Source organism: Streptomyces sp. NPDC055966, from assembly GCF_042269865.1.
Lineage (GTDB): Bacteria > Actinomycetota > Actinomycetes > Streptomycetales > Streptomycetaceae > Streptomyces.
On sequence record NZ_JBHJYK010000011.1, the window covers coordinates 1 to 24153 of the forward strand.

Annotated in this window: 21 protein-coding genes and 4 pseudogenes; 11 read left to right on the forward strand and 14 right to left on the reverse strand. The window is 67.3% G+C overall.

From position 1 onward, the window contains the following. The 5 genes from ACFC8N_RS23340 to ACFC8N_RS23360 form a co-directional block, all read right to left on the reverse strand. Nucleotides 1-504: hypothetical protein (locus ACFC8N_RS23340; protein WP_376289442.1), on the reverse strand; the 504-nt coding region annotated here is incomplete at its 3' end. Between the two features lie 61 nt (nt 505-565). After that, nucleotides 566-823 carry a hypothetical protein gene (locus ACFC8N_RS23345; RefSeq protein ID WP_376289444.1) on the reverse strand — a complete coding sequence of 86 codons (258 nt, stop codon included), beginning with the start codon at nt 821-823 and terminating at the stop codon, nt 566-568. A 24-nt stretch (nt 824-847) separates the two neighbouring features. Continuing rightward, nucleotides 848-1243, reverse strand: a complete 396-nt coding sequence (locus ACFC8N_RS23350; RefSeq protein WP_376289446.1) for a hypothetical protein — start codon at nt 1241-1243, stop codon at nt 848-850. Between the two features lie 31 nt (nt 1244-1274). Then, nucleotides 1275-2654 (reverse strand): hypothetical protein, encoded by a 1380-nt coding sequence (locus tag ACFC8N_RS23355; RefSeq protein WP_376289448.1) that lies wholly within the window; start codon nt 2652-2654, stop codon nt 1275-1277. Between the two features lie 203 nt (nt 2655-2857). After that, nucleotides 2858-3679 carry a hypothetical protein gene (locus ACFC8N_RS23360; protein WP_376289449.1) on the reverse strand — a complete coding sequence of 274 codons (822 nt, stop codon included), beginning with the start codon at nt 3677-3679 and terminating at the stop codon, nt 2858-2860. 345 nt (nt 3680-4024) lie between these two features. Here ACFC8N_RS23360 and ACFC8N_RS23365 point away from each other — a divergent pair, with 345 nt between their 5' ends. Next, a complete protein-coding gene (locus tag ACFC8N_RS23365) occupies nt 4025-4567 on the forward strand; it encodes a glycoside hydrolase family 25 protein (RefSeq protein WP_376289450.1) in 543 nt (180 codons plus the stop codon). A gap of 7 nt (nt 4568-4574) precedes the next feature. Here the strand turns inward: ACFC8N_RS23365 and ACFC8N_RS23370 are convergent, their stop codons facing one another. Next, complete coding sequence (locus ACFC8N_RS23370; protein ID WP_376289452.1) at nt 4575-4934, reverse strand: hypothetical protein; 360 nt, start codon at nt 4932-4934, stop codon at nt 4575-4577. A 307-nt stretch (nt 4935-5241) separates the two neighbouring features. Here ACFC8N_RS23370 and ACFC8N_RS23375 point away from each other — a divergent pair, with 307 nt between their 5' ends. Both ACFC8N_RS23375 and ACFC8N_RS23380 read left to right on the forward strand, forming a co-directional pair. Continuing rightward, a complete protein-coding gene (locus tag ACFC8N_RS23375) occupies nt 5242-5952 on the forward strand; it encodes a hypothetical protein (protein WP_376289454.1) in 711 nt (236 codons plus the stop codon). Nucleotides 5953-6026: 74 nt separating this feature from the next. After that, complete coding sequence (locus tag ACFC8N_RS23380; protein WP_376289456.1) at nt 6027-7172, forward strand: DUF2235 domain-containing protein; 1146 nt, start codon at nt 6027-6029, stop codon at nt 7170-7172. 255 nt (nt 7173-7427) lie between these two features. Here the strand turns inward: ACFC8N_RS23380 and ACFC8N_RS23385 are convergent, their stop codons facing one another. Continuing rightward, entirely contained in the window at nt 7428-10022 is a 2595-nt protein-coding gene (locus tag ACFC8N_RS23385) for a DUF6185 family protein (RefSeq protein ID WP_376289458.1), read from the reverse strand. Between the two features lie 191 nt (nt 10023-10213). On the opposite strand from ACFC8N_RS23385, the gene ACFC8N_RS23390 reads away from it, so the two are divergent. Together ACFC8N_RS23390 and ACFC8N_RS23395 are read left to right on the forward strand one after the other, a co-directional pair. Continuing rightward, nucleotides 10214-10615 carry a hypothetical protein gene (locus ACFC8N_RS23390; protein WP_356035083.1) on the forward strand — a complete coding sequence of 134 codons (402 nt, stop codon included), beginning with the start codon at nt 10214-10216 and terminating at the stop codon, nt 10613-10615. A 103-nt stretch (nt 10616-10718) separates the two neighbouring features. Next, a pseudogene (locus tag ACFC8N_RS23395) lies at nt 10719-11588 on the forward strand (IS5 family transposase). Between the two features lie 127 nt (nt 11589-11715). Here the strand turns inward: ACFC8N_RS23395 and ACFC8N_RS23400 are convergent. The 3 genes and pseudogenes from ACFC8N_RS23400 to ACFC8N_RS23410 all read right to left on the reverse strand — a co-directional run bounded on the left by ACFC8N_RS23400 (nt 11716) and on the right by ACFC8N_RS23410 (nt 14014). Beyond that, nucleotides 11716-12425, reverse strand: a pseudogene (locus ACFC8N_RS23400) (transposase family protein). A gap of 198 nt (nt 12426-12623) precedes the next feature. Next, nucleotides 12624-13247, reverse strand: a complete 624-nt coding sequence (locus tag ACFC8N_RS23405) for an NADPH-dependent F420 reductase (protein ID WP_376289460.1) — start codon at nt 13245-13247, stop codon at nt 12624-12626. 32 nt (nt 13248-13279) lie between these two features. Then, on the reverse strand, nt 13280-14014 hold the full coding sequence (locus ACFC8N_RS23410; RefSeq protein ID WP_376289462.1) for an SDR family NAD(P)-dependent oxidoreductase: 735 nt from the start codon (nt 14012-14014) through the stop codon (nt 13280-13282). Between the two features lie 144 nt (nt 14015-14158). Here ACFC8N_RS23410 and ACFC8N_RS23415 point away from each other — a divergent pair, with 144 nt between their 5' ends. Next, nucleotides 14159-14770, forward strand: a complete 612-nt coding sequence (locus tag ACFC8N_RS23415) for a helix-turn-helix domain-containing protein (protein WP_356035090.1) — start codon at nt 14159-14161, stop codon at nt 14768-14770. 339 nt (nt 14771-15109) lie between these two features. Here the strand turns inward: ACFC8N_RS23415 and ACFC8N_RS23420 are convergent. Beyond that, nucleotides 15110-16049 (reverse strand): annotated as a pseudogene (locus tag ACFC8N_RS23420) (transposase); the annotation flags it as partial. 137 nt (nt 16050-16186) lie between these two features. On the opposite strand from ACFC8N_RS23420, the gene ACFC8N_RS23425 reads away from it, so the two are divergent. Together ACFC8N_RS23425 and ACFC8N_RS23430 are read left to right on the forward strand one after the other, a co-directional pair. Continuing rightward, nucleotides 16187-16624: a glutaredoxin domain-containing protein gene (locus ACFC8N_RS23425; protein WP_376289464.1), complete on the forward strand. Its 438-nt coding sequence runs from the start codon at nt 16187-16189 to the stop codon at nt 16622-16624. Nucleotides 16625-17183: 559 nt separating this feature from the next. After that, nucleotides 17184-17903, forward strand: a complete 720-nt coding sequence (locus tag ACFC8N_RS23430; RefSeq protein WP_376289466.1) for a hypothetical protein — start codon at nt 17184-17186, stop codon at nt 17901-17903. A gap of 407 nt (nt 17904-18310) precedes the next feature. On the opposite strand, the gene ACFC8N_RS23435 is transcribed toward ACFC8N_RS23430, so the two are convergent. Beyond that, nucleotides 18311-19438 carry a hypothetical protein gene (locus ACFC8N_RS23435; protein WP_376289468.1) on the reverse strand — a complete coding sequence of 376 codons (1128 nt, stop codon included), beginning with the start codon at nt 19436-19438 and terminating at the stop codon, nt 18311-18313. 935 nt (nt 19439-20373) lie between these two features. On the opposite strand from ACFC8N_RS23435, the gene ACFC8N_RS23440 reads away from it, so the two are divergent. From ACFC8N_RS23440 to ACFC8N_RS23450, 3 genes are all read left to right on the forward strand, one after another. Next, the gene (locus ACFC8N_RS23440) at nt 20374-20604 is read left to right on the forward strand and encodes a hypothetical protein (protein WP_356035101.1); all 231 of its coding nucleotides are present in this window, start codon (nt 20374-20376) and stop codon (nt 20602-20604) included. After that, the gene (locus tag ACFC8N_RS23445) at nt 20601-21080 is read left to right on the forward strand and encodes a hypothetical protein (RefSeq protein ID WP_376289470.1); all 480 of its coding nucleotides are present in this window, start codon (nt 20601-20603) and stop codon (nt 21078-21080) included. The genes ACFC8N_RS23440 and ACFC8N_RS23445 overlap by 4 nt, the downstream gene beginning before the upstream one ends. 189 nt (nt 21081-21269) lie before the next feature. After that, entirely contained in the window at nt 21270-22076 is an 807-nt protein-coding gene (locus ACFC8N_RS23450) for a hypothetical protein (protein WP_376289472.1), read from the forward strand. Between the two features lie 98 nt (nt 22077-22174). Here ACFC8N_RS23450 and ACFC8N_RS23455 read toward each other — a convergent pair whose 3' ends face one another. Continuing rightward, the gene (locus ACFC8N_RS23455) at nt 22175-23233 is read right to left on the reverse strand and encodes a zinc-dependent alcohol dehydrogenase family protein (RefSeq protein WP_376289473.1); all 1059 of its coding nucleotides are present in this window, start codon (nt 23231-23233) and stop codon (nt 22175-22177) included. Between the two features lie 328 nt (nt 23234-23561). Then, nucleotides 23562-23846 (reverse strand): annotated as a pseudogene (locus tag ACFC8N_RS23460) (transposase); the annotation flags it as partial. Nucleotides 23847-24153 lie beyond the last annotated feature (307 nt).

Sequence of the window (24153 nt, forward strand, 5' to 3'; positions counted from 1 at the left end):
CCCGGCCCCGGTCGCGGCCCCGGCCCCGGTCGCGGCCCCGGCCCCGGTCGCGGCCGCGGACCGGTGGCGCAGTTCCTCCTCCAGCGCGTCCGCGTACGTCCGCATCCCGGCGTGGGCCGCGTCCGGCGCGCCGTGGCCGAGCAGCCAACTCCGCACCTGGAGGTACTCGGTGTCCAGTTGGGCGTCCGAGAGCAGCGCCGGATCGCGCGACGGGGGCGCGGCTGCCGCGAGCCGTACGGGCTTCAGCGCGCCGCCGCCGTCGAAGGAGGGCACCCGGTAGATCCGCCTGCCCGGACCGGTCCGCAGCGGGTCCCTCGGCTCGCCGCCGGTCACCACCGGGACGGCGTGCTCACGGGCGGTCACCGTCGTCAGGAGCTGCTGGGCCTGCCGGAACCGCTCGGCGAGCGCCTCCTCGACGGCCCGCCCGAGCTGCTCCAGACCCGCTGCCGACGGCTCTCCGACGATCGACACCGTGATCGGGAAGTGGCACGACATCCGTGGCATTCCCGGGCTCCTCCGGTTCTGTTGGTCCCGCCTGTCCGACCGGCCTCTGCGGTACCCGCGCTCAACTCAGCGCCTTGTACAGCGCGTTCCAGATGCTGGACGCGATGTCCTTCTTGGCCGTCTCCGCGACATCCCCCGTCAGGACGACGTGGATCGGGAAGTAGTAGTGGATCTCGGTGCCGGAGCGGACGGACACGGCCGCCTGCGAACCGGGGGCCGGCACGACGCGGTCGCCCGGGTGTACCTCGATCAGCCCCGGACGTTCGACCGCCTGCGCGTTGTCCTGGTCCGGTTCGGGTAGCGGGTTCGAGTCCGACATCGGGTCCTCCTCGGGCGCGCGGGCCTAGGCCGGGACGGCCTGCAGGCAGATGCAGTTGAAGGTGGTGGTCGGCACCCCGTCGATCACGATCGTGCTGGCCACGGACGTGATGTAGCAGTCGTTGAAGGCGATGTTCTTGAACGTCCAGTCGCTCCCCTTGGCCTGCTGCACCCCGATGCTGAAGGCGGTGCTGGACAGCGCCAGGCCGGTGAGCGTCGCCACCGCCGCGCCGATCGCCTTGACCGCCATGGTGAAGGTGAACGCGTGCGGCTGGACGATGTGCGCGACGTTGTCCGCCTCCAGTGAATGCAACGGCTGGACCGGCACGTTGAAGGTCGGATTGAACGAGTCGATCGGCGTCACCGGGTTGCCGTTCAGCATCACCGTCAGCCGGCTGTCCCACTTGAAGGCGTCGGGCATGGTCTCTCACTCCCTCGCTCGTCCCGCTCGCTCAGCCCTTGAGGACGAGATCGATCTTCAACCGGTGGATCGCGCCCGCGTAGACAACCTGGACGGTCATGTCGACGAGACGACCGGCCCGGGCGTCGCTGATCTCCTGTGCCTCCGCCGCCGACAGGTCGGCCGGGTCCTTGTCCAGCAGTGTCAGCAGCGGGATCACGATGCTGAAGTCCGCGATCACCTGCCGGGACACGAGCGGGGCCAGCACCGACTGGACGATGGTCTCGACCGCACGCAGCCCGACCCGGGAGATCCGCAGGTTGCCGATCACCTCGATCAGCGCGGCCTTGATCCGGAAGTTGATGTCGTCGAGGGTCCGGACGATGTCGACGTACTTCTTGTCGTGGCTCGCGTCGGAGGTGTAGCCCTCTCCGAGGTAGAGCGCCTGGCCCGGCAGCAGGACCGGCCTGGTGACCCAGTTGACCAGGACGTCGTTGAATCCGTCGATCTCGGTGTCGGAGAACACGTCGGTCATGGCGATGCTGATGGGCTTGAGCAGCAGTGAGATGTGCGGCTCGTACCCGGCGATGACCCCCGCCAGGGCGGCCGCGACGTCGTCGTTCGACTTGTGGGCGATCAGCACCATCCGCTCGTCGATGACCGTCGGGGAGACCAGGGACTTGAGGTCGCTCTGTTTCACGGCGGGGTCGAGCATGGCCACCCCGATCCGCTCCTTGCCGTCGCCCAGGTCCGCCGTCACATGCTGTTTCAGCACGGTGAGGGTGCCCGAGGTCGTCGCGTTGAGCGGGGTGTTGGCCAGCAACACGATCTGGACGTCGAGCTTGTCAACCTTGGTCAGCCCGTCGTCCCACTGGGGTGAGGCGTAGTCCACCGGAACACCCCAGACCACGGTCGGCGGCGGCGTCTGAGCGAACGCGGTGCGGACCGCGCGCAGGAGGTCGCTGTCGCTCTCCTGGGTCACCTTCGAACCAGTGGGGTAGGCGGCGCTCAGCGGGGCGTCCAGGGTGAGGGTGAACGCGGCGGGCGCGGCCGGAGCGGGCGGAGCGACAGGCGGGCCCGCCGCAGGGGTGGGTGGAGGGGCGGGTGGAGGGGCGGGCGGCAGCACCGGGGCGACGGCGGTCACCGTGTGCACCTCCGTCACCTTGTCCGCGGTGAAGCGCACCAGCACGGGCGCCGGAACGCTCGCCGACGCGGTGACGCTGTTCGCGCCCTTGGCCGCGTCGGCCGACAGTGTGGTCCCGCCGAGGGCCTTGAGGTACTGCGTGGCCGCCCCCGGCGAGGTGAACTCCTCGGCGTCCGAGGCCGGGCTTCCGAATCCGCCCTTGCCGACGATGGCGATGTCGCCGAAGGCCCTGACCTCCGGCGCGAACAGTTCGCTGCTGGCTCGGACATCGATGTACTTGACCGGCATCGACCGCTCCTTACGTGCTGCGTGACGACGCGATATCTGACGAAGCGTTGTCCCGTTGCGGCGCCTGCCGCACGCGGCGCCGCAACCCGGCACGCCGCTGCGCACCGCGTCGGCCGCGCCCCCTGGGCTGCTCCGCCCGCCTGTGCTGGGTGTCCTCTCCGCCTCCTTCGGCCCAACTCACTGATGTACGAAATCCTGGCGACTCACGAAATCCCCTCGAACGCCGCAACGAAGCCGTCGGCGGCGAGCAGGTCGGTCGTCTGCTTCGCCGCTCCGACGGGGTCGGCGGCCGGGAGCGCGGCTTCGGGGAACACCGCCAGCCACGCGCTGGCGGCCAGCAGGGTCCCGCCGTCGTACTCCTCGGGACGCGGGCGGGTGTCGTCCAGCGCCTGTCGGCTCTGGACCAGCCGGCGCAGCGCTGCGGCGAGGTCGAGGTCCGGGAGGAACAACACGGAGACACGCAGCCGGTATCGGCGGGCGGGCGCGTTCGGGTCAAAGGCCGGCGGCTGTGCGTAGTGCAGCCGGTACAGCCGGGGGAACTCCGCCTGGAGTTCCTGGTAGTCGGCGACCTTGGCGCGGCGCATCAGCTCGTCGAGGTCGAGGAAAGCGAACCGGGCGACGAAGTCCGCCTGGGAGAGCCCCGAGAGTTGCTCGGAGGCCAGGGACTCCAACGCACCGTCGGTCAGCGCGACCCTCGCCGTGACGACAGTCTCGAGCGCCAGGTCGATCCACAGCGGCGGCGCCAGTCCCGGGAATTCCAGGACGGCGCGCGCTTGTGCGATCTCCGGCAGCAGCTTCTCCCAGTTCCCACGCACCGTCACCGGCGCGCTCACCGGCACCTGGAAGGTGGTCGAGGTGACCTGGACCGCGTCCACGAACCGCACCTCCAGGGTGCTGGGTTCGTAGACCGCGGCCAGCAAGGACCGCATCCGCGCCCGGTTCGGATCGTCCGGGGGTGCCAGCAGTTGCTGGACCCGCGTCGGATCCAGGTACCGGACCATCAGCTGGTCGGAGAAACCACTCATGGTCGTTTCCCGCGCATCACGTACCCGCGCACAGCACGGACTGTCATTAGGGTGCGCCTGGAACCGGGGCCGATCAGTCGGGTCTCTCGGTTCGGGCCCCGGACACGGGACGCTGCCCTACAGGGTCCGGAGGGCACGATTCGACGCTCCGGACCAGATGTTCTGCTCACCCACCACCCTACGCCGCCCATCGGGAAGCAGCACCCCCATTCCCGCCGCTCTCGGAGCCGGACCACGAAGACCTCGGAGTAAATTGTCTCCTCAACTACTCCCGTTCCCAGCGGCACTTGACCGACCGACGTATTCTTAAATTCGAAATGTCCACTCCGAGGGAAGGGGCCTCAGGTGAGCACCAATGGCATCGACGTCTCCTCGATCCAGTCGGACAGATACGACGTCTCAGGGCTCGACTTCGTGTTCATAAAGGTCACGGAGGGTCACAGCTACACGAACCCGAAGTGGGTGGCCCAGCGGCAGACCGCCCGTAACGCGGGACTGGTCACCGGCTTCTACCACTTCGCCCGCCCTGGACCGTTCGAAGTTCAGGCCGACTACTTCCTGTCCCAGATCCATCTCGTGGACGGTGACATCCTCGCCCTGGACTGGGAGGACCCCGGAATATCGGGGGCGTGGAAGGACGCATGGATCAAACGGGTACAGCAGAAAGCACCCGGCCACAAAGTGATCCTGTACTGCGACCGCGATTTCTGGTTGCACCGTGACACGACGTCGTTCGCCGGCGACGGCCTGTGGATCGCCGAATACAACGGCCGTCCCGGCAAGCCCGACATCGAACATCCCTGGGTCTTCCACCAGTACAGCGCCCAGCCGGTGGACAAGGATCTCGGAAACTTCAAGGACAAGGCAGCATTGGTCGCATGGTGCTGACAGCCGACTACTGCTGATCACTCGCACCGCTCTGCGGCGGTGCGACGGGCGCAGCCCACGGAGCCGTGTTGGGCGGCGCAGTCGGTGCGCCGATCATCTGGGTGTACTTCGCGGCCTGTTCGGGTGGGAGGTCCGCGAGGATGGCTGTGACGTTCTTCTCGGCTCTCTCGCGGGACTCGGTGGCCGCGGTGGTTCCGGCCAGTCCTTGCTCGCTGCCGATCCTGAGTCCGAGGTAGGCGGAGACGATGGCCACGATCGGGCTTGCGATGGAACCGATGACGCTGGGCAGTTTGTCGGCGTTCTTCCACAGCAGGGCCAGAGCCAGCCAGCTGAGCAGGCCCAGGACCAGCAGGCCGGCCAGGACCACCCAGACGGTATTGCTTCGTCGTTGAGGTTTAGACGACTGCGGGTTCAATGAAGGGACGGACATATGACATCCCTCCTTTCTTCCATTCGCAGGTCCTGTGCCCACGCTAATCAATGCGGCCGCCTAGCGCACCTCGCCTCGAATTGACATCTCCCGCCCACGGTCGAACATGGAAAGAGAGCGTCAGGCAGGGCCATTTGGGCGGTTCGACGAGATCTGTTGGACAAGACCCCGGCGGCGCCTCGGCCACGACGGCTCGCGTGGTGAGTGACGTGCCGTGGCGGCCTCTTGAGAGGAGCACATCACCATGGTTGCGCTCGCCAATGTCCAGTACGGCCTGTCGAATGAGGATATTCGTACGGTTCAACGTGCCCTGATCGCCCGTGGCCATATGATCCCGGCCGGTTCCACCGGCCACTTCGAGGACCAGACCAGAGCCGCTTATGCCGAAGAGCAGCGTGCTCAGGGTTATACCGGTGCCGACGCCGACGGCATCCCCGGCTGCGCGTCACTGTCGGAGCTGGGCCGTCAGAGCGGTTTTGCCGTGGACTGCCGGAGCGCAGGTCCCGCAGGCAGGCTCAGTCTGACCCAGGTGACCTACCAGGACCCCGGTAACCAGACAGGACAAGCCGCGATGCAGGCGTACGCACGTACTGCGTGCCGCCTCACCGGCATGGACCCGTCCTACGGGGTCCCGGCACTGGTCACGATCACCAAGCGTGAGTCCGCCTACAACGACCCGCATTGGCGGGTGAACACCACGGACGTCAACGCCCATGGGCCGATCATGCCCGACAGGCATCCGCAGAACTGTTCCCGGGGCGCCACCCAGTGCATTCCCATCACCTTCGCCGAGTACCACCAGGCGGGTACGGCCACCACTCCCTACGACGTGGTGGCCGACATGTGCGCCACCATCAACTACGTGCGTGCCCGTTACAAAGTCAACCAGTCCGGCTCCAACTTCGCCGCCCTCGTCCAGCAGGCCGACCCAAGCCGACCTCCGCGCGGTTACTAGACCGTTCCTTCTGCGTCGAGGACGACGCTCGGTGCGGGACGGAAGGTACTTCACCCTGTCGAGGAGGAATGGTCATGACCAAGCGTCTGGTCGTCTGCTGCGACGGCACATGGGACTTCGCCGACCAGCCGAGCAAGACCAACGTCGCCAAGCTCGCCCTGTCCGTACGCCCGGGGCCCACTGCCGGGGAGGACCAGCTCGTCTACTACCACAGCGGCGTAGGCACCCAATGGTCGGACCACCTGCGCGGCGGCGCGTTCGGCATCGGCCTGTCCCGCAACATCATCGACGCCTACCGCTTCCTCGTCGAAGCCTACGAGCCCGGCGACGAGCTGTTCCTCTTCGGTTTCAGCCGGGGCGCATTCACCGTCCGCAGCCTGGCGGGGCTGGTGCGCAACAGCGGCATCGTACGCCGAGACCAGGCCAACCGGATCAAGGCGGCTTGGGCTCTCTACCGCGACCGAATCGAGAAGCCGACCGGCGTGGCCTCCACTCTGTTCCGCCGCTCGTTCGCGCACGAGCCCGAGATCCACTTCATCGGAGTGTGGGATACCGTCGGTGCCCTCGGCATCCCGGTCCCGGACTCCGGGTGGCTCAAGTCGGCCGTGGAAGAGTTCAACCATCGGTGGGCATTCCACGACACTGAGTTGAGCAGCCTGGTCAAGGCCGCCTTCCAGGCACTGGCCATCGACGAGCAGCGCTCGGCATTCCAGCCGACGCTGTGGCACCAGAAGCCCGGCGCCGCCGAGCAGGGCCAGGAACTGAAGCAGGTGTGGTTCGCCGGCACGCACTGCGATGTCGGCGGCGGCTACAAGGAGACGGGCCTGTCCGACATTGCCCTGCTGTGGATGGTCGACCAGGCCCGCAGACACGGGCTGGAGTTCGAAACCGAGACGCTCAGCGCGGCCGGCCCCAGTGAGATGACGCCGGAGGAGAGCATCGACTTCCGCGTGCAGCCGGACACGTCGGGCCCGTTGCACCCCTCACAGACGAAACTATGGCGACTGGCCAAGCCGCTGCACAGGCCCATCGGATGCACGGCGGACGAGCACCGGCTCGATGGGAACGAGTTCTTGGCAGTGTCGGCGAAGGAGCGCTACGACGACGACACCAGCTACCGGCCGCCCAATCTCGACCAGTATCTGGCAGCCCCGCGGGGGGTCAGTCTGGAGCCGGTGCCTCTGTCCAGCGTCGACGTGGCCGAGAGAGTGCTCGGTTGACTCAGCGGGCCGGTCGGACAGGAGGGTGCCGTAGGTCCGATCACCCACCAGGGTTCTTGGCCCGGAACTCGATGAGTACCATGAGTGCCTTCTGCGCGCGGTCTTCGTTGAAGCGCAACTGGGGGCCGGGGTGCGGGCGTTCCTTGCGGACGTTCAGCCGCATTCCAGACCGGACTTGCGGATCGCCTCCACCGGCCGCACGCCGTCGGCCTGATACACGACCCCGTAGGCCGGCGGCGGTCCGGGGCGGGCTGGCTAGCGTTTGACCAGTTGACTCCAGATGGCCACGGCCGCCCCGACCTGGGCGAGAATCCAGGCGACGTGCGCGGACAGGCCCCGGAGCTGGTAGATGGACACGAGCAGTGCGAAACGGCTGGGCCAGTACTGTCGCTCCTGCCTGAAGGTCGATGTGTCCATCCACATGCTGGTGATCGTCAGGATGATGAGCATGAGCAGGGAATAGAGAAGCAGGTCGCGAAAGTCCGCGTGGGTGAACTTGTTCAGTAACGCGGCCAGGCCGGGGAGCACGGCGTAGGAACAGGTCAGGCTCCATGCGCGAGCGGGACTGTGGCGCCCCGGGAGCAGACGCCACAGCGTGCCCAGGACGAAACCGGCACCGGCCCACGCCGTCTGATACGCGATGATGCTTGCGACGAGCGCCGGGATCGCGGTGGGCTCGAAGGCAAGCCGTGTCATGTTCCAGGGGTCCTGCGAGTCTAGATAGAGCAGGGCTCCGCTGGCCGGAACTCCGAAGCAGAAGGCCACCTTCGCGGCGTGCACGCCGTTGGTCCACCAGTCGCCCTCCGGGCCCCAGGCCAGGGCGGCGTCCAGGACGGAAAGGTGGTCGGGTGGGTTCTTCCGGCCGCATCCGTCCACCAGCCAATGGCGCAGCACCCGTAGCCGCCCCTCCAACTGTTCGCAAGTGACATCCCCGGCACGTCCTTGGTCCAGCAACTGCAACTGGTGGTTGACGTAGCGGTATTCGTGGGCTTTCGTCATCAGCTCACCTCGACGCCTCTTCGTTCTCAGTCTCTTCACGCAGAAGTGGTGACCCATCTGGCTGAGGACCGACCACCGTCGCCCCGCCGCGAGAACCACGAGCAGCGAGCCGATGTTCAGGATGAGCCACACGCCGTACTGGGTGTAGAAGCCCGCGAAGGTGGCGCCCCGCAGCCCCACAGTGAAGGCGAACACGGCCGCGGTCAGCAGCAGGTCGGGCCCTTCCGGGCCCAGGGCGGGCCGTTCCCGCTTACGGCCGGACCGTGTGCTTTGTGTCCTGGCGCGGAAGTGCAGCAGGGCGAAGAGTGCGACACCCGTCAAGAGCCAGCTGTAGTCGAACATCCACGTCAGATCGCTGAACGCGAAACCCGCACGGTAGGAACTGGCGTAGGTGCCATGCCTGGACACGGGGTCGGGATCAGTGAGCCAGGTGGTCCTTCTCCACTGGTTCTCGTTCACCCACCAGAAACAACCGAGCATGCTTTCTGCGACCGCGAGGAGCAGCGCGGAGACCACCGCGATACAGCGCACCGGCGTCTTGTCCCACCGGCGGGTCCAGGAGGCGGGGACCAGTGTGCCCTCGCGCGCGAAACGCCACATCCAGGCAGCCATGGCGGCCAGCCACAACCACAGGATAGCCAGGCCCATGAGTACGTAGCCGACGTTGCCGAGGACGCTGGGCTCCGCTTTCGACGCGAGGCTCTGGGGCAGTCCGAACATCTGAGGCGCCAGGACTACCAGCGCGCCGACCGCCGCCATCGTCGACGCCACGCCGATCACGGTGTGCGCCTGGCGCCGCCGGTGGTCTCGGGCGATGTCGGAGCCATCGGCTGTGGTGTCCGGGGCGGTGACCGGTATGGCGCTGCACCAGGGGCGCGCGACCAGGACCAGGGCAAGGCCGGCGGCAAGACACACAAGGTTGCGCCACCGGGAGCTGATCGGGGGCTGGGAGACGACCAGACTCAGCGTCAGGGCGATCGCCCCGCTGAGCAGGGCCCATTGCAGGACGATCCGCGTGAGGCCGTCGCTGCCTCCGCTGCCCACGGCTCCGACCCGCGCCGAGGAGCCTGGTGTCCCGGTCGTGTCGGCGGAATGCGCCCGTTGGGTACGGAGCGCGGTCAGTGCGATCACGACGGAGGCGCACACCCACCAGGCCGCGACTCCGAGCTTGCTCCAGAATGACTGGCCATAGCTCAGGAGCCAGGTACGCAGCCAGGGAAGTTCGATGTCGAAATCGATGAGGGTGGGTTTCTGGTTTCTCCATACCAGGTCGTTCTCGGTGGAGGACGATGCCAGCCGGGAGCGGTCGTTGAAATGCATGCCGTCCGTGTCGACCTCAACCAGCTGCCAGTGCGCATGTTGCAACGTGGGCGGCCGAAGTCGCACTTGCCACATTTTTTCCGTTGCTTTGGTGATCTGCCAAGGGCCGAGCCGAATCGGGTCGTAGTCCTCGATCCAGGCGAAGGCGTCATACTGCACCGTGACTTTCTCACTGGAGGCCGTCACCACTGGATCATTTGGGCGCCATTCCTTGAGTCGTCGGCCGCTGTCAGGTCCGCGCAGCAGGCACTGCATTGCGTGTTGATATTCCGCCGACTCCTCACCGTAGGTCAGAAACCTTGCTGCGGGCCACTTTTTCAGAGGCACGTCGACCGTCATACGAGAATAGACCTTGACGTAGCGTTTGCTGTTCTGGTCGAATCGGAGTCTGGCCGTCACGTGACTGGTGTCGAGCCGACTCTCCCAGCAGGATTCCCTGTTGTTCTGCAGCGCCTGTGCCGAGGGACAGGCCCACCCCACCACGGCCACCATCATCAGCAGTAAAAGGCGCTGCCACCGGATGCCCTTCATCGCCCCGAAACCTCCTCCCCACGGAGGCTAGACCCCTGTCATATGCCATGCCCCCCTGACACGCGGCGAGTGATCCGGCGGCCCACTCCATCGGCCGCTTTCCGTTGAATTGCAGAAGATCGGCCAGTGGCTGATAATGGAATCCAACGACCGTCAACTATTTGGAGCGTCAACTATTTGATGGAGGGGTCATGACCGACACATCGGTGTCGTCCGTTCCGCGGAACCCTCTTCCCCGCTTCGAGGAATCCCAGGGACTGGGGCCACAGGACGCGGAGTTCGTCCGGGACCTGGTGGCGGTGCTGGCCAAGCACGGGAACCTGAACCGTTTCGGCCTGTGCCTTCTGCACGACCACTTCCCGATCGCCGCGGACGAGGTCCTGGTGGAGACGAACGACTCAAGAGCCCGCACCCTTCACGCTCATGTGGAGAAAACGGACCGCACCCGGCACACCAAGCCCTCGCAGTGGCGCTTCCTGCCGCACGGCGAGGGGGAGACGGGTGTGGGGCACGACGGCCGGATGTACCAGGTGCTCCAGTTGTGCACCACGCTCGATCTGTGCCCGGGGAACGAACGCGCAGGCGACCACTGAGGTCTCCCCCGCAGTGTGCACAGTTGGAAGCGGATACCAGCACCTGCGAGGACTTGTCCGTCCGATCATGTGACTGCTTCGCGCCCTGGTCGTTGATGTGGACATGGGGCGAGGAGAGCTGACGGATGCCAGGTGGGAACGGCTGCGGCCGTTCCTGCCGGTCAGCAACAGGCGTTGTGGCCGGTGGCGGGACCACGGCAGGTGATCGACGGGATTCTGCACCCGGGTACGGACCGGTGTTCAGTGGCGTGACTTGCCCGAACGGTTCGGGCCATGGAAGACCGTCTATGAACGCCACCGGCTGTGGTCGGCCGACGGCACCTGGGAACGCCTGCTCCAGCAGGTTCAGGCCGCGGCCGACGCGGCGGGTGAGATCGACTGGGACATCTCGGTGGACTCCGCCATCGTCCGCGCTCACCAGCACGCCGCCGACGCGCGCACCGCCCCGCCGCCGGTACAGGCTCCAAAGGGGGCCGCACACCGCCAGAACACCAGGGCGAGACCGCGTGGCAGAGCCTGCACGCCCGTCTGGTGGAGGTGGTGCTGGAGGTGAGGGCCTGGGCCGCTCGCGGGGCTGGTTCACCAGCAAGCTCCACCTTAGCGCCGACGGCCGCTGCCGCCCCCTGTCCTTGATCGTCACACCAGGTCCGGGCCGGCCCCGCACCAAGCCCGACAGCCTCGCCGCCGACAAGGCCTACAGCAACGGACCTTGCCGCGGATACCTGCGACGACGCGGCATCCGGCACACGATCCCGGAGAAGACCGACAGCCAGGCAGCCCGCCTGCGCAAAGGCTCACGCGGCGGACGGCCACCAGGCTTCGACGAAGAGCGGTACAAGAAACGCAACACCATCGAACGAGCGATCAACCGTCTGAAGCAGCACAGGACGGTCGCCACTCGCTACGACAAGCGCGGCTACGTCTTCCTCGGCACCGCGACAGCGGCAGCGTAGTCATCTGGTTCCGCCCATGATCGCCAGGACACTGCCTAGTGCTTCGTTAGGTTCTGGCTGTGGTTCTGCTTGCGGTGAGGGGGCGGCCGCAGGTGGTGCAGGTGCCGCAGCAGGCTACCCCAGCAACCGAAAGGGACCCCCGGGGCCCTAGTTCAGTGAGCGTTTTGAGCGTTGCCTCTCCAGGGTGAGGATGGCTTTGGCGATGATGGTCATGCGGTTTGGGCTGATGCGGGATCTGCGGAAGATCTGCCAGGACTTCAGTCGCGCCGTGCCGCGTTCGACGGGAGCTCGGGTCTGGGCGAGGGCGCGGTTCACGGTGCGCTGGTGGGGGTGAGTTCACCGCAGGGCGGACGTCTCAGGCCAGTGGTGACGTGCAGGCCGGCACCGGTGTGGGCGCGGTCGGCGAGGACGGGGACACCCTGGCGTTCGCAGATCCGGATGATCTTGTGGGTGCGGGCCGCCGTCAGGTCGTGGGTGCGGCCCGGCAGCGCGGGCCAGACCCACAGAACCTCGCCGATCGAATCGGTTACGACCTGGATGTTCACGCCGTGGCGGCGGTGCTTGGCGGAGCAATCAGCGCGGCTGCCGCCGACGCGGTCGCACTCGGCGAGGGGGCCGTCCAGAAGGACGAACTCGGGATCGTGCTCGCGCAGCGCCTTCAGCACGCACGGGGCCCGGTCGGCGAGCAGGCCCATGACGGTGGTGACGTAGGCGTGGGCGGTGCCGACGGATATCCCGAAGCCGGCCGCGATCCGGGCGAGGGTGTCGTGGCGATGCAGGTACACCAGCGCGACGAGTGCGCGCCGGTGCGGCGGGAGTTTGCAGCGCCTGTCACCCTCACGGGTGACGATGAGCATGGTGACTCACTCAACCAGGGTGTGCGGGAGGTCGAGTGCGGCAGGGTAGGGAACCAACAGGGCTCCTGTACTGCTGAGTTGAGACTTCGAACACTCTCTCAACGGCACGGGAGCCCTGTCCGTTGCGCACCCCGCCCTCACGCCGGCTCAGTCCCCCGATCGGCAGCCGCTCCGAAGAGGGCTCCGTCAATCGTTTGCTCAGACGGGAAGTTCGGTGATGCTGAGGGCGAAGTCCAAGTTCCCCACCCCGTGGTTGGCGAGGCCCACCGTGACCACGCCCGCTCCTTCCAGCCAGTGCGCCATTTTCAGGCCGCCGACGTCCAGCGGGCGCAGCCCGAGGCTCTCGATGAACGCCTCCACACGTGCCTTGGCCTGTGCATTGTCGCCGGCGATGAAGACGTCGGGCCGGCCCTTCTCCAGGACATGGCGGAAGACGGTGTTGAACGCCTTCACCACGCCGGCGCTGGCCGGGGCCGCCTTGGCGACTTCCTGCGCGATCGAGGTCTCCTCGCGGTGGGCCAGCCCGTCGAACGTGGAGTTGAACGGATTGCTGATGTCGACGATGACCTTGCCCGCGAGAGCGTCTCCGTACTGGGCGACGACCGGCACGACACCGTCGTGCAACAGGGCCACGATGACGATGTCCCCGGCCGGGGCGGTGCCCCATTCTCCTGTCGTGGCGCCGCCGCCGAGAGCCTTGGCCAGGTCAGCGGCCTTGGACTGATCGCGGCCCAGGACCTCGACGGTGTTGCCGCCCGCTATCGCCCGCGCGCCGATGGTGCGGGCCATGTTCCCGGTGCCGATGATGCTGATGTTGCTCATGAGATCTCCTGCCCTGGTTGTGGTTGTTCGGTTCAGATGGCGGTGGTGCCGCCGTCGGCGACGAGTTCCATGCCGTTGACGTAGCTGGAGTCGTCGGAGGCGAGGAAGAGGGCGGCGGTGGCGATTTCGTCGGGGCGGCCCATCTGGCCGCGGGGGATGAAGGACTCGAACTGGCGCTTGGTGGCCTCGTCGAAGAGTTCTTCCTGTTTGGCGGTGGCGACCTGGCCGGGGGTCAGGACGTTGACGCGGATGCGGCGGTCCTTGAGCTCGTTGAGCCAGACGCGGGCCCAGGCCTGCTGGACGGCCTTGCTGCCGGCGTAGACGCTCCAGCCGGGGAAAGCGCCGAGGGAGGCGTTGGAGCCGGTCATGAAGATGGAGCCGCCGTCGTTGAAGAGCGGGAGGGCCTTTTGGACGGTGAACAGGGTGCCGCGGGCATTGAGCCCGAACCAGGTGTCGAACTGGGCCTCGGTGATCTCGCCGAGCGGGGCGGGCTCGCCGCCGCCGGCGCTGGCCCACAGCACGTCGAGGCTTCCCTTCTCCCGCTTGACGGTGTCGTACAGGCGGTCCAGGTCGTCCAGGTCGGCGGCGTCGCCCTGGACACCGGTGACGTTGCGGCCGATCTGCTTCACGGCCTCGTCCAGGGCGTCTTGGCGGCGGCCGGTGATGAAGACGTGCGCTCCCTCGTCGACGAACAGCTTCGCGCCTGCCAGCGCCATGCCGGTGGTGCCGCCGGTGATGACCGCGACCTTGCCGTCGAGCTTTCCCATGGTCGTTCCCTTGGGTCGGTGGTGCCGTGTGTACCTGGGGCGACGGTGTTATGTACACCGCCCTGTGTTCTTACGGTACGGGGCGGGCAGCGGGGACGCAAACTATGTACACCGGTCGTTACCCAGCTGCGGTACGGTGGATCCATGACGGAGTTGGAGAAGGGCCCCACGGGTCGCCGCCGCGGCCGGGGCGCCCGCGAGCGCATCCTCAGCGCGTCCCGGCAGCTGTTCCGCGAGCAGGGCATCAACCGCACCGGCATGGACCAGCTCTGCGCCGCGGCCGAGGTGTCCAAGCGCACGGCCTACCAGCACTTCACCGGCAAGGACGAACTCGTCGCCGAGTACCTGCGCCGGTTCGACCCCTCCGTTCTGTCCGGCGTGTTCGACCGCACCGACCTCACGCCCCGCGAACGGCTCCTCGCCGTCTTCGACATCCCCCCCACCACCCCCCTGTGCCCCTACATCGCCGCCGCCGTCGAACTCCACGACCCCCAGCACCCCGCATCCCAGTACGCGCGCGAGTACAAGAAAGCCGTCGCCGCGCGGCTCGCCGACACCGCCCGCGAAGCCGGCGCCGCCCACCCTGAACAGCTCGGCGAGCAGCTCGCACTGCTCATCGACGGCGCCGCGGCCCGCACCCGGGTCCTCAACGCCGACGCCTTCCCCACCGCCGCCGCCATCGCCGCCGTCCTCATCGACAACGCCATCCCCGCCACAGCCGGCGATGACCGGCGGCGGGAGGAAGGCTCAAGCTGACGTGGCACTCCGCGGCCGGGCTGGACGCGCTGCCGGTCGCACGGCTGCACCCGCTGGTACACGACACGAGCCGCCCGGCACCTGTCCCGGACCTGCTGGCTTTTGCGGAACTGGCCGCGCGTCCACTGAACGCCACGGCCGAAGCCGCCGCGGAGACCGGCGACCCCCGAGGACCGGCCGCCGTGGTCGGCCTGGCAGTTGCTGGCCCCGCACGCTGCCGTAGTGCTGAACAGCCTCAGCGCTCTGCCGGACAGCTCAACGGCACGGGAGCCCCGTCTGTTGCGGACCTCGCCCTCAACCTGCCACCGTCACCCGATCAGTGGCAACGCTGAAAACGCTCAGTGTGCCTTCGACGATGGGGAGTTCGCCGGTGTGGTCGACCACGCGGAGCGGGTGGTCAGGCGGGGGTTGATGCGGTCCCAGGCCATCGCGCGGCCGGTGCCGTACCGGTCGGTGACCTGCGCGGTTGCCGCGTCCGGCTCGCCCCAGGTCTCCGGCTTGGGGAAGCGGAACTCCTTGCCGTGCTTCGGCGGTCGCCCGCCCTGGGGACAGGCCAGGGCGTACTCCTTGAGCGAGGGCGTCGGCCGTCGCATCACCCGGTCCGAGCGTATCCGGCCCAGCACCTCGACCGGGAGGCCGTCAAGGAGGTGAGCCATGCGCGGGGCGTCGTAGCCGACGTCGAAACGATGAGGATGTCGCGGTCGCCGAAGTGCCAGCGGCCCATCTCGATCAGGTCGGTGACCACACGGCGGAGCTGCGCAGCGGTGATCTCGGCGACGTCGTCCTCGGGTCCGAGACGGACGGCGCCAGGAGCTGGCACCAGGACGTCCGGCCCGATTCGAGGGCGGCGACGAGCGAGTACGGCCGGCCAGGGATGAACTGGTCCGAGGACCGTCCGCTGCGGCCGTAGACACGGCAGAACAGGCGGTCCGCACTGGTCGGCGCGTCGGGGCGCAGCCAGTTGCTGACGTCGACCGCCAGGACCAGGCGTCCGTCGGCGGCCCGCGGCATCGGCAGACCAGCGAGTACCTGCCGTAGCCGGGGCACGTCAATGTTCCCCCTGTTCAACGCCTCGCGTACATCGCGCCGTACCCGCGCCGGTGCCCGGCAACCAGCGTGAGGTCCACCGGCGTCGTCACCGGGCCGTCCGCGCACAGCAACGCGTCCACGAGCTCGAACTGCTCGTCCCCACGCGCGGTCAGGCAGTCGAATAAGTCCTCCGGAAGCCTGACGCTTGCGCGAACGCTTCCCCGGGACCGGTGTCAGGCAGCAGACTCACCCGCACGGCTTTCGTCTCGATCGGTGCACCTTGGTCGGAGCACATGATCAGGCGAAGGTAGCCCCTGTGTCCGGCGAACGCCCAGGTGAGCGGCCTAGTTCGAGGAGTATTTCGACTCGCCGATAACCTTCGTCATCATGATGCGCGCTTGGATCCTGCCGATACTGCTTGTGCTCTGCGGCTCAGCCGTCGCGACTGTGCTGATCTTCGAGGGGAACCCCGGTGCAGCCGCAGCACTCCTGCTGGTGTTCCTGGTGCTCGCCGGCATGAACTCGCCCCTGATCTTCCCGAGGTCGATCGGCGCACGGGAGGCACGACGCCGCAGCGCGGTCGACGGCCGGCCGGTCGTCTTCTGGCGGCCGGGCTGCAAGTACTGCATGCGACTGCGCATCCGGCTGGGCCGCAGCGCCCGCCAGCTGCACTGGGTCAACATCTGGCGTGACCCGGCAGGAGCTGCAGCGGTGAGGGCAGCCAACGACGGCAACGAGACCGTGCCGACCGTCGTCGTGGCAGGCCAGCCACACACCAACCCCGATCCCGAATGGGTGCGCAAACAGCTCTCCCCTTCCACGTGATCAGAAGCCGTGCCCTATCGGAGAGACGCCCGCAGGCCCAAGCGGACGGAGGTCAAAGAACAAGCCAAGGGCTGCCGCTGCCTCGCCATGGGTCGTGCCCCGTGCGCGGCGACGTACGGAGGACCTGCCGACCTTCGCGTGGTCGACCGACCTCCTGGAGGGCGCCGGCATTGGCGCGGCCTTCGGGGGACGCGGCGAGGCCGCCGTCCTTCGAAGCTTACGAGCCTGCTCCCCGAGGCGGATTTGCGATCGCCGAGGCTGCAGCCCGGCTCGTACCGCGCGCCCGCGTCACCTCCGAGAACACCGCTCCCGAAGCCGCGCACGACAGCCCCCGCATGGATCAACCCGGTCACGGACGGTTGTCGGGGCTCAAGCTCTCGTCTGCCGCTTCGGTGATCACGGGCCCACGGATTCCCCTGGCCTGAGGCACCTGTCCGTAGATTTGGGCGGGAGAGCGTTTCGCCTCCCGGACCCGTCGACGAACCGTCTGTGTCGACCGCATCAGCCTCAGCCTTGAGTCCGCGGGCGTTGCGCGGGCGCCGCACCCCAGGAGACCTCCATGAACAAACTACTCACCGAGGCGATCGAAGCCCACGGCGGGAACACACGCTGGCGCCAGCTGACTCAGGCGCGAGCCACCCTTGTCAGCGGCGGTCATCTGTTCGCCGTGAAAGGCTTGCCGCAGGATCCCGCGCCGCGCGAGATGACCGTTCTCCTCCACGAGGAGCACGCCTCGGTCAGCCCCTTCGGCTCTCCTGACCAGAAGACCGACTTCACGCCCGGACGTGTGAGCATCGACAAGCTCGACGGGCGAGTGGTGGCCGAACGCGAGGACCCACGGTCGTCCTTCAGCGGCCACACTTTGGAGACCCCCTGGGACCCGCTGGACCGCGCATACTTCAACGGCTACGCCCTGTGGACCTACCTCACCACACCGTTCCTGCTGGCCATGCCCGGCTTCACGGTCAGGGAGATCGAGCCGTGGCGGGAAGGGGACGAACTGTGGCGAGGACTGCGCGCCACGTTCCCACCCGAGATCGCCAGCCACAGCACCCACCAGGACTTCTACTTCGGTCCCGACCGGCTGCTGCGCCGACACGACTATCACGTCGACGTGGCAGGCGGATTCGCCGCCGCGCAGTACGTCTACGACTGCGTGGAAGCGGACGGCATCGTGCTGCCCACCAAGCGCCGGGCCTACCGCCGCGACGCCGATGGCTACCCCACCCTCGATCAGGTCATGGTCTCGATCGACCTCAGCGACATCCACTTCAGCTGACAGCAAGGAGAATATCTGGCCGATGCGCTCGATGGCGGTGAAGAGTTCGTCCACGATGCCTTCGGCCTCATTGCGTTCGGCAGGCAGATCGAACGCCCGAGCTGGTTCGGTGAGGATGTCGGCACTGTGTTGGACGAGGCCGAGGTCTCGCATGTGCTGGCTGTGATGGCGCTCTTGGAATGCGTGGCGCCGCCGGTGGCGGTACAGCAGCGAAGTACAGCAACCACAGCAATCGACCATGACCGACAGCCCCCTTGTACGACCGCACAGCGACCTCTATGACCGCCACTGACCGATCTTCTGTAGAGCTACGGATCAGAAGGTTGCAGGCTCGAATCGTGCCGAGTGTGCACAGGCGATAGTGAGGAGCCCCGGAGATGCCCGGGGCCCTTGGCGTTGCTGGTGGATCACTCCAGGACGTTGAGGAAGTTGGTGGCGTTGTCGACGAAGTAGACCGCGTCACGGTCCAGGTCCACCGCCAGACCGAACAGCGCGCCCGCACCCGGCGGGGAGCCGCTGTTGTCGAGTTGCCGGAAGGCTACTTGGCGGCCTGACGGTGTGGTCTCGACGATGTTGCCGTCACCGCCGTTGACGGTCAGGATGTGGCCGTTGGGCGCGACGGCAAGGCCGAGGGGGCCGTTGAGCCGGCCGCCACTGCTGACGACCGGGCCGGTGCCGGCACTGGACTTCCGGGTGAGCGCGTCCGGGATGACGGTGATGCGGTTCTTGACCGTGTCGGCGACGAAGAGCGCGCCGTCCTGGGCGAGGCCGACGCCGGTCGGGCCGACCACCAGGGCGGCGGGGTCGGTCCGCTCTGCGAAGTCCGAGCCGATCGTGGTGGTCCGCACCCGCTCCGGCGGCTGGTCGCCATGGCGCTTGAGGGTGATACGCAGGACGGTGCCCCCGTCCACTTCGTTTCCGCCGCCGGCCACGGTGCCGTTGAGCACGTTGGTGACGAACAGGTCGGTCCAGTCTCCGTGGCTCGCGGCGGTCATGTCCCACGGGCCGTTGATGCCGTGCCCGGCGAACGTCTCGCGGACCCGGCCGTGACTGTCCAGGACCAGCAGGCAGCCGGCCTGGGCGGTGGCGGAGGTACCGTCGGTGGTCGGCAGGCTGCCGACCACCACCCATCCGCCGGGCAGGATGCTCAGGGCAGTGGTGAGACCCACGCCGCCGAGGCAGAGTCCGGGCACGTTGGCCGGGTCGATCCGGGCGAACAGCCTGGCGTGGCCCCGCGGGCTGATCTGGACCAGGGTGGTGCCCGTGCCCTGCTGGTTCTTACTGTTGTTGAAGTTGCTGACCAGCACGTTGCCCTTGCGGAGTTTCCCGGCGTCCTGGCTGACCACTGCGGTGCCATAGGGGTTCACATCGCCGTTCGCGGGGACCGTGGAGGCGATATCGCGCACGGTGTGCAGTCGGCCGAGGAACGTGCCATTGGCCGAGGCGGCGCCTGCCGCAGCCGTCACTGAGATGGCCACGGCGGCCGTCAACGCGGACAGCCGCCGCACCAAGGGTGACAGAAAATTAGTCCTCATGAGCGTCACGTTAAAAGTGACGGTGGGATTTGATGCGCCCAGACACGCTCTCCTCTCGGCCGTTTCGCTCCGCCGGTGGCCTGCATGCGTGCGGCGCAATCGCGCAACGTACCGAAGCACCAGGCCAGCGCCACGATCCGCCTGACCCCATTCTGTCAATAGGCAGGCTCTAGCAGGCCACCGTCCTGGGCGGCCGCCGTATCAGACTGAAATCCACCGATGACATCAACGCTGCCGGACACCAGCACATTTTCCTGCCCCCGATGGGAATCTCACTACAGCACTGACCATCGGAATTCCTCAGTGGATCCCGGAACAATGGCGAGACTGAGGCAGAAACGCCACACGTACAGTTTCGTAACGGCCTGTCAATCCGACCGCACCGCTCCACCTTTCGGGATCTTCCTGAGGTTTAAATGGCCTAGCAAAAGGAGTCGTGGAGCACGATGGCCGTCCACTGATGAGAGCACGTCGCACCACAACCGCACCAGATCGAGCGGGGAACAGCGGGGAACCACGGTGAGAGCGGCCCAGCCTGACGAGGCCACGAGCCTTCCGTTCGCCCAGCTCAGCGCCCGAAGCGGCCGTGAATACGCGCAGCTTCCCAAGCTGATCGCGCGAGGCGGGAGACGCCAAGCAGTATGGGAACCGCCGTGGATGATTCGGGCGCTTTGGCTTCAAGACGGCGGTGGTGTTTCTGCCCTGGTGTTCTTTCGGAGCCGCATAGGTCGGGGACATCAAGTGAGTGCTGAGATCGTGCAGTTGGTCGAGCAGGCGAGCCCGGCGGTGACAGCCGCGGTGGGCGCGTACGGGGTGGCAGTGCTGAACCGGACCCAAGATGCTGCCGCGAGGCGACGGTCGGTCTGGGCTAGCGGATCCTGCAACTGCTCTGGCGGCGCGGGGACGAGACGGGCCGGACAGAGCTGGAACGGGTCGTGGGCGAGGCCGCCGACGAGCAGGACGACACCTACTCTACGGCTGTGCTGGGCCGGCTCCTGAGGCGCGCGTTGCAGGACGATCCCGAACTGCGGGAGGAACTGTCGGCCATGCTGCCCGCCTCGGCCGCAGGCGCGGTCACCATCACGGCATCTGGTGAGCGGTCGATTGCCGCGCAGCACATCGGCACCGCAATCACGAGTGACGGTCACACCCCGCCACGGTCGTGAGCACGGACGAGGCCGCGTTCGGGCCGCGGATCAAGGTGGGTGCAGACCGCTCGATAGCAGCTCAGCACATCGGCAATGCCTACACGGGTGACGTCGTGCTGCCTGCTGAGGCGTTGCAGGCGGCGGAGAGAGTCACCGCGGCGCCGGGCACCTCGAACCTGCCTCCGGCGCCGCTATGCCCGGGCCGTCAGGAAGAACTGACCTGGCTGCGGCGCACCCTGACCGACCAGCGCGAGGGTGCGATCACGCAAAGCGGAACCGTGCACGGCCTGGGCGGGATCGGCAAGAGCACGCTCGCCTTGCACTACGCCCACCGTCACCGCGGCGACTACACCCTGATCTGGTGGATCAACGCCACCTCCCCCGACGAGATCGAGACCTCCCTGGCCAGCCTCACCCAGACTCTGGTTCCCGGTTGGGCCGCAACGGCCGGGCGTGGGACTCAGGTGGCGTGGGCACGGCAGTGGCTGGCCTGACATCCCGGCTGGCTGCCGGTCCACGACAACGTCGACAACCCCAACGACGTCGCCCCCTATATCGGGGCACTCCACCAAGGGCACCACCTGGCCACCAGCCGCCGTACCATCGGCTGGCCCGACGCTGCCCCCACCCTGGCCCTGGGCAACCTCCACCCGGACGACGCAACAGACCTGTTGTGCCGTCTCGTGTTCACCACCCCCACTGCGCGCCAGCAGGCCGATGCCCATGCTCTTGCCACTGACCTGGGGCATCTTCCTCTGGCGATCAAGCAGGGTGGTGCCTACCTCGCCCAGAGCCGTGGCATCAGCCTCGACGCCGAACGCACCATCGCCCGCATCTGGACTGCCACTCTCCGCGCCTTGGAGCAAGCGAATCCGCTGGCCGTTCAGCTGCTGCACACCGCCACCTGGCTCGCCCCCGACGACATCCCTCACACCCTGCTCACCCCGCCCGGGACCGTCACGGACGACATCGCGGAAGCCATCGGCGCCCTTGCCGCCTACAGCATGATCACCACCACCGAAAGCACCCTCAGTATCCACCGCCTGGTCCAAACCGTTCTCCGCACGCCCCGAACCAGCGACAACCCGCAGCGGCCCCGGCACCTCCAAGGACGCGACAGCGCCGAACAAGCAGTCCTTCACAGCCTGGCCCTGCCTCCGAGCCAGGAGAGCACCGCCGAGAGTCAGTGGGACGCCCTCATCCCGCACCTCGTCACCCTCGCTGCCACAGCCCCACCCGGACACCGCGACGCGCCGCTCATCGACGCGTACAACACCACTGCCAATCGCCTCCATCACCAAGGCCACACCGCCCGCACCATCCCCCTGCTGGAGGCGGTCCTCGCCCAGTGGGAGCAGGTCCTGGGCGACACCCACCCCGACACCCTGAACAGCCGCAACAACCTCGCCACCGCCCGCGCTGTACAGCAGAGAAGTACAGCAGCCTCAGCAACCGAATACGACCGACAACGGCCGTCAGGGGCCGAATAGCAACCTCTATGACCCTGGTTGACCGATCTCTGTAGAGCTACGGATCAGATGCTCCTCTGCGCCCCCGCCGCCGGCTGCCGCTATCCAAATACCGCGTCCTACTCGTCGTCTTTGTCCCGGCCGTCTTCGAAGACGAGGAGCGGTTTGGCGCCATGAGCGGGTGTTTCGGCGAACGCGATGGCTTCAGCGAAGCGTTCGAGCGGGAACGGCCGGCCCTGGGGGATGCTCAGCACTTCATCAGCGACGAGACTGCGGACCTGGGACAGCGCGCGCAGCGCATCCTCAGGTGAGGCAGTGCCGAACCAGCGGTTCAGCCAGAAGCCACGGACCACCTTGGTCTCGTAGATGACCGAGCGTGCCTGCAGCGGAATCGTCAGCGCCGCCGGGTCGGTCTGCCGATGGGTGGAGAGCGCGCCGTAGACCACGACCGCACCTCCCGGAGCCAACGCCTGGGACACCTGAGCACCCACGGGACCCGCGACGCAGTCGATGGCCTTACGCACGCCAGCCAGTCCTGCAATCTCAGCCACACGCTGCAACAGGTCCTCGTCCTCAGTGCAAATGACCTCGTCGCCACCGAGCGCTTTGATCTCCTCGACGGCAGCGCGCCGCCGCACGACATTGATCGTGCGAATACCCAGATGCCTGGCCAGCTGAATGACGAGCCGGCCAACAGTGGAGCCCGCGGCCGTCTGCAACAACCATTCACCCGGCTGTACGTCAAGTTCGCGAGTCACGAGGATCAGCGCGGTCAACGGGTTGACGGCGAGTTGACAGGCGGTGGAGTCGCTCAGACGGTCGGAGACCGGCAGGAGCCTTCGCGTATCGGCAACAAGGTATTCCTGCCAGGTGCCGGCCACACGCGGGCCTGGTACCGCAGGGACAGCAGCGACCACCACACGCTCGCCAATCTTCAGTCCCTCGGTATCCGGGCCCAGGGCCTCAATACGGCCCACGCATTCCATGTGACCACCAACAGTGGGAAACTCGGGGGAGAAACCGTAGCGGCCACGCAGCACGTGCAGATCACTGGCGTGAATCGGAGTCGCCTTCACACGGATCAACGCCTGACCGGCTCCTGGCGTGGGAACAGGCCGGGATTCCAGCCGCAGGACATCGGCAGGCTCGCCGACCTCTCCGGCCACGAGCGCGCGCATGGATTGCGGCATGAGTGACCTTTCGTCTCTCAGTACCCGACGAACTCGGCGGACGTGCTGGGCAGGAACCACGAAACCTCCGGCGGGCCTCGACGCCATATGTACAGCTCGCCTCGCCTGATCGATCGCCAGGTGTCGCCCCCTCCACTCCTCCCAGCTTGCGCTCCTCTGCGAACGCTGTCATGTCGTAAGCAGGAAGGCCGTTGCGCGTCAGAATCGTTGGCCATGTCAGGAGAACCGCAGCTGGGAGCCTCTTAGCTTGATACCTAACCCTTCAATCGCACGTGCTCTCCGAAGGTGTCGGCCCGGGAGCCGAGTGGGTGTCCGGGACGCGAGCAGGGGTGAGACGTTCAGACTCGGCCGGCTTCTCCCACGGGCGGCGAAGGTCGGCGGCAGCTGCGCGCAGGAGTCGGAGCTGGGTGTGGGCGGCGATGATGAGCCAGGTCCAGCGGTCGGCAGACTCGGGCGTGCGGAGCTTCGGGCGGGTCCATCCGAGCGTCTGCTTGATCATTCTGAAGGTGTGTTCCAGGTCGAAGCGTCTCAAGAACGCTTGCCAGCGCACGTCGACGTCCATGCCGGTCAGGCCGGTCTTGGAGGACCACAGCCAGACCCGCAGTGGGGTGGCGTCGCCGGGCAGGTGCCGGCTCTGACGTCGGCTGGGCGGGTTCTGGAGCATCTGAAGTGTGGGGCAGTGTTGCAACGCTGGCTGTCGTGACGGGTGGCCACCTCCACGCAGCACAGCACCGTCATGGACGTCCCCGCTCACCTGCGCGGACGCTCCTCTCGTCAGGGCGGAGCTGCTGGACCGGCTGGCGGGAAGCCGCATTCTGGCCGCCTGGCAGGACGGCCAAGACACCGGCGAAGTCGTGTGGCAACTCCCCCACCAACTTCCCTGAAGCACCCCGTCGCAGGCCCCCGTC